General features: G+C 65.1%; 7 protein-coding genes and 1 pseudogene. 6 read left to right on the forward strand and 2 right to left on the reverse strand.

The genetic code is table 11. The annotated features are described in order from the left end of the window. A partial coding sequence (locus tag ACESNG_RS09970) for an N-6 DNA methylase (RefSeq protein ID WP_373068798.1) occupies window positions 1–1,018 on the reverse strand: 1,018 nt, incomplete at its 3' end. A 299-nt stretch (window positions 1,019–1,317) separates the two neighbouring features. Between ACESNG_RS09970 and ACESNG_RS09975 the strand changes: the two genes are divergently transcribed. The 6 genes and pseudogenes from ACESNG_RS09975 (at window position 1,318) to ACESNG_RS10000 (ending at window position 4,638) form a co-directional block, all read left to right on the forward strand. Beyond that, window positions 1,318–1,632 carry a hypothetical protein gene (locus ACESNG_RS09975; protein WP_373068800.1) on the forward strand — a complete coding sequence of 105 codons (315 nt, stop codon included), beginning with the start codon at window positions 1,318–1,320 and terminating at the stop codon, window positions 1,630–1,632. Beyond that, entirely contained in the window at window positions 1,622–1,729 is a 108-nt protein-coding gene (locus ACESNG_RS09980) for a WhiB family transcriptional regulator (RefSeq protein ID WP_373068802.1), read from the forward strand. The genes ACESNG_RS09975 and ACESNG_RS09980 overlap by 11 nt, the downstream gene beginning before the upstream one ends. A 137-nt stretch (window positions 1,730–1,866) precedes the next feature. Next, complete coding sequence (locus ACESNG_RS09985) at window positions 1,867–2,553, forward strand: HIRAN domain-containing protein (RefSeq protein WP_373068804.1); 687 nt, start codon at window positions 1,867–1,869, stop codon at window positions 2,551–2,553. A gap of 191 nt (window positions 2,554–2,744) precedes the next feature. Continuing rightward, a complete protein-coding gene (locus ACESNG_RS09990) occupies window positions 2,745–2,945 on the forward strand; it encodes a hypothetical protein (protein ID WP_373068806.1) in 201 nt (66 codons plus the stop codon). Between the two features lie 345 nt (window positions 2,946–3,290). Next, window positions 3,291–3,485: pseudogene (locus ACESNG_RS09995) on the forward strand (WhiB family transcriptional regulator); the annotation flags it as partial. A gap of 316 nt (window positions 3,486–3,801) precedes the next feature. Further along, window positions 3,802–4,638, forward strand: coding sequence for a WhiB family transcriptional regulator (locus ACESNG_RS10000; RefSeq protein WP_373068808.1), 837 nt, complete (start codon window positions 3,802–3,804; stop codon window positions 4,636–4,638). Window positions 4,639–4,807: 169 nt separating this feature from the next. Here ACESNG_RS10000 and ACESNG_RS10005 read toward each other — a convergent pair. After that, a partial coding sequence (locus ACESNG_RS10005; RefSeq protein WP_373068810.1) for an Ltp family lipoprotein occupies window positions 4,808–4,937 on the reverse strand: 130 nt, incomplete at its 5' end.

A 4,937-nucleotide genomic window follows, 5' to 3' on the forward strand; every position in this document is an offset into this window, starting at 1 on the left:
GGATCTGCTGCTCCGAGCCGGCCGCGTCGGCGGCGGAGTTGGCCATCACGAACCCGGCCCGGCCGGTGTCGTTCAGCGAGCTGTGGAACAACGAGATCCAGATGTAGTTGCCGTTGTCCGTGCGGGGCAGCCCGAACGGGAAGCGGGGGTCGTCGGCGAGCTTGGCCTTGTCGATCTTGTTCACGTTGAACGGCGGGTTGGCCATCACGAAATCGAACTGGCCGACGCTGTCGAACGGGTCCTCGTAGTAGGTGTTGGCCTGGCGGACCTGCCCACCGAGGCCGTGCACGGCGAGGTTCATCCGGCACAGCTTCACGGTCTCGTCGACGCGCTCCTGGCCGTAGACCGACAGGCGATCGGTGGCGCCCTGGCGGTGCTCGTCGACGAAGCGTGCGCTCTGCACGAACATGCCGCCCGACCCGCAGGCGGGGTCGTAGATCTTGCCGGTGAACGGCTCGATGATCTCGACGATGAGCTGCACGATCGAGGTCGGGGTGAAGAACTGACCGCCCTTCTGGCCTTCGGCCATGGCGAACTGACCGAGGAAGTACTCGTAGACCTTGCCGAAGGCGTCGCCGTCGATGTCGCCGAGGATCGAGTTCACATTGCGCAGCAGGGTGGTGAGAGTGGCGTTCGACAGCGCCTTGTAGGTGCGGGGCAGCACGCCGCGCAGGTCGTCGTTCTCGCGCTCGACCGCAGCCATGGCGTCGTTCAGGGCTTGGCCGAGGTCGGCGCCCTCCTCCAGGTCGAGAAGGGTGGCGAAGCGGGCGTCGGGAGGCAGGTACATCACGCCACGGGCCTGGTAGTCGGTCTTGCCGACCTTGCGCCGGCCCGACCCCTTGCTCTCCAGCTCGGCCTCGACGGCCGAGAAACGGCTGTCGGCGTACTTCAGGAAGATCAGCCCGAGCACCGGGATCGAGTACTCCGACTCCTTCAGCCCCGAGTTGGCGCGCAGCTCGTCAGCCGAGTCCCACAGCCGGTTCTCGATGTCCTGGATGTCGACGGTAGATCCCGCCATGGTTAACGCCTCCCGCTCTGCCGCCCCATCTTGGGGATGTGCCCATGTTGGCATTCCGATCACGCTCCTGCGGCGGGAATGCGGCTTCGGACTCCCGCCTCGATCTGCCGCCGGATGCCATCGGCAGGCCTCTTGGGCCGCCGGGCCTGGTGCCCCTCCAGTCACCCGCACGTCGACCCCTGCGCCGCCCACAGGCGCCACCACCACTTGTCCCGGTTGGCGCGGTCGACTGGCCGGCGGCTTCCACCACATCGCAGGTGATTCAAAAGCATCACCTGACGACACCCCGACCAGGGGCTATGCAAACTCCCAGAGACCCCCGTCACCTTGACCCCATCGAAGTCGGGAATCTCCCCCCTGGGTGGGGGGTCGCGTGCGTGTGCGCGCGAGGGACGCAAGTCACCGACAAGAGGACCCGCGGATGGTCGAGTGGTACGCAGGGTGATCCCGCAGACCTTCATGGCGTCGACTTCACCGACTTCGTGCCGGCCGCGCCGCTCTGGTGGGCCTCGGCCGCGTGTCGGGGGATGCCGCCGGAACTGTTCTTCACGGACAGCCCGTCCCGGGAGAAGCGATCGGTGGCTGGTCTGCGCCTGTTGCCCGGTGCGCGATGAGTGTCTCGACGACGCCGTCGACCGTGACGACCGGCACGGCATCCGTGGTGGCATGACCCCGGCCGGCCGGAAGGCGTTACGGCGCTCTGCCGCGTAGTTGGCCGACCGACATGTTTCGTGGCAGCGGACCCGCAGCCGTGGCAGCATCGTCGTAGTGGTTACGAAACGGTGGGCCCAATGCGGTAACCCCTTGGACCCAGAGACGGTGGGGGACGACGGGTGACTCCCGGTGGCGTGGACGTGCCGATCGGACCGCGAGGTTGTCCGATCGCATGGACCAACCTCAATCAGTCCGCCTTCGACGGCTTCACCGTCGGCCCGGTTATTCTCGAGCTGCGGCCCGAGCCCGACAACAAGTACAACAGCGAAGCGATCGCCGTCTACCTCCCCAACTGGGCCAAGGTTGGCTACCTGCCCAACTGGATCCTCGATGAATACGCCAAGGGCTTCCGACAGCTCACCGCCGAGGGCTCGGTTGTCATCACCGGCAGCCTCCACCAGCGAGAAGGCGAGTGGGACGCCGAGCTCAGCCTCATGGAGCCCGAGTACTTCTACCGCTGGGTCGCGGCGTCGCCCGAGAACCGAGCGGCCATGCCGACGCGCATGTTCAAACTGAAGCTCGCAGGGACCAGTGAGTGCCGCGACGTGATCGCCGATGCGCTGGGAAGGTCGACCGCGCAAAAGGAGGTGCCGGTGACGATCCATTCGATCCCGACCTCGTCCGGCAAGTACAAAGGGCAGCCGCGACTGGACTTCTTCCATCGCGATCGGAAGCTCGGCCACCTCCTGCCAACACGACAGGACCAGATCCCCGACATCTTCCAAGCGGCCGCCGACGGCGGGATGGAAGCGGCCGTGCTCATTGAGCATTCGTCGAGCAGCAACCACCGTGCGTTCTTCTTCACCCAAGGGCGCATGTAATCCAAGGTTGTCGCCGACGGCATTGCGAGCACCTAGCCTCGGCAGCCATGAAGCGAATCCTCGCAGTTCTCTGCGCCTCATTGGCGCTTGCCGGGTGTGGCGGGTCATCGTCGACGACGGAGTCAGCGCGATCGTCCGCGCCCTTTGAGCTTGAGCGAGTAGGCGAAGGTCAGGCCACGTGCGGTTCCGTCGTGCAGTCCGGGGCCGCGCTGACAGCAGCCGACATCGAGGGGTGCAAGTCGACACAAATCACGATGTCCGTCACGTGCGACGACAACAGCACGGTGCTTCGCATTGTGACCGTCGACGGCGTCGAGTGGGTGTTGCTCGCTGGCCAACCGGCGGTGAAGCGTCCATCGGACACATCTCAAGACCGCACGCTCTGCCCCTAGAGGCGGCGCCCCTGCCCCCCTGCGCCACCGGTCGGGGCGAGCGCAGCAGCTTCCAGTTTGGTGGCCGACCAATCTGACGGGCTGAGACGCGTTGTCAGCCCCAACACTCGGGTGAGGTGAAGGGGGAGCAATAATCACTGTCGTGGCGCTCGGAGTAGTCGTTCATGTTGGCCGTCGGCTTGCCGCAGTTCGGGCACGGCCAATGAGGACCCTCACAGGTGGCACTGTTATGCCCTTCGAAGCCACACTCTTGGCAAGCCATTCCCAGATCCTAGGTCGAGAAGATCGTCGACGATCAGCAGCAATGCATCGAGGAGCTGATCGCCCCCAGCATGGTGGGGCTCGGCCGCGTGCCGGACGACGCCGCTTGCCCTGTTCTACGACGTGTCGCCGTCCCGGGAGCGGCGGGCGCTTGCCGCGTGCGGACGCTGCGAGGTTCGCGAGCAGTGCCTCGACGATGCCATCGAGCGTGACGACCGGTTCGGTATCCGTGGCGGGCTGACGCCGGCCGAGCGGAAGGCGTTACGGCGCGCGGCGTAGACGCACCGGCCCCGGCGCTTGGCGGGAACATCGACGTCGAACCTAGGCGCCCGTTAGACCGACAAGGCTCCGGCCAGCCCTACGCCTCGACTCTGGGCCGACGAGCGGCGAAGTAAGTGCCCCCGACAAGGAGCACTACACCAACGCTCCCGACCGGAATTGCAATTCTTCGTCGACTCTCGCGCTGCTCCCGACACTGCCTTGTCGGATAGAACCCGGCGCCGGGACTGGTCGGCGTTCCGGATGGTGAGAGGACTGACCCACACCCGTAAATCGGAGAAAGCCCAATGCGCGCACCGCTCCTTGTCGCGGTGCTCTGCGTCAGCAAGAGGGCTCCGGTAGCAATCAAAGCAAGGACGCGCAATACAACCGCTACCCAGCCCGCCGCGCGCTTGTCCATCCTTTTGCAACTCTACATTGGTCCGTCTGTGCCCGGTGCCCGGTGCGCGACGAGTGTCTCGACGACGCCCTCGACCGTGACGACCTGTTCGGGGTCCGTGGCGGGATGACGCCAGGCAGCGGAAGGCGCTACGGCGTGCTGCGTGACCGAGAGCCTTTAGTCGCAGAGACCAGCCGCTCCTCAGGCCGAAATAGTCTCGATTCCACCTATCGCAGCGAGCACTCGTTCTTAAGAACCGAATTCACGTTGCGCGAATCTGCTCGAAACGCATCGTTGAATGTGTCGAATGTGCTGCTTGGACAGTCCCACTTCGTGCGGAGTAGTTCCGCAAGTTGGCTCATGAACAAGGGGCAGTCTGCCCTCGCTTGCGCGGCGGCGCTTCGCGAGGAAGGGATTTCCTCAAATCCTTGTATACATGATGATTCCAGTATGACTCGCTGGTCTTGGTTCAACACCAACGGGCTGCCCCCTCCGCAGGACACAGTCACACCGGCCAAAAGGGCAGCGAGAACTAGTGGCAGTGCTGCCCACGACTGGCGCCGCTTCCCAGCCCAACCCTCGCCACGACTCACGTCAGCAACCCTTCGCCCCAGCCTCAATGCTCGGTGGAACCGTACTCTGCTCCGCACAGCGAGGTGGTTTCGCTTGCTAGGCAACAAGAACCCCCACCGGCTCCTGAAGAACGCGCATCGGCCCCGGTGCTGGCGGGTAGCAACCGGAGTCTCCCCCCATCCCTCCCCGCCAAAAAACTGAGACCGAAGTCTTTATGGCCGGCCGCCGTCGATCGCCGGGGCCTGGCCCACCGGTCGCTATCCGGGTGCTCATGGTCGCCCATCACGTCGCGCATGAGGCTCCGATCAAGTTCACCGCCGCTAACTCGTCAAGTGCATCGGCCAACCACGCCAGTCTGGGGGAGGGGCCGTCAGAGCCCCGTTGTATTGACGCCGTACTCGGCTTCGGCCGCGCTGAATCCCTCGAACTTGAGCTGGTCGATCAGGCCCTTGCGGGAGAACGAGCTGAACTTCAGGTAGTTCGCGGCACTCTTGGCGGCC

The sequence above is a fragment of the Gemmatimonas sp. genome (assembly GCF_041689975.1).
Lineage (GTDB): Bacteria > Gemmatimonadota > Gemmatimonadetes > Gemmatimonadales > Gemmatimonadaceae > Gemmatimonas.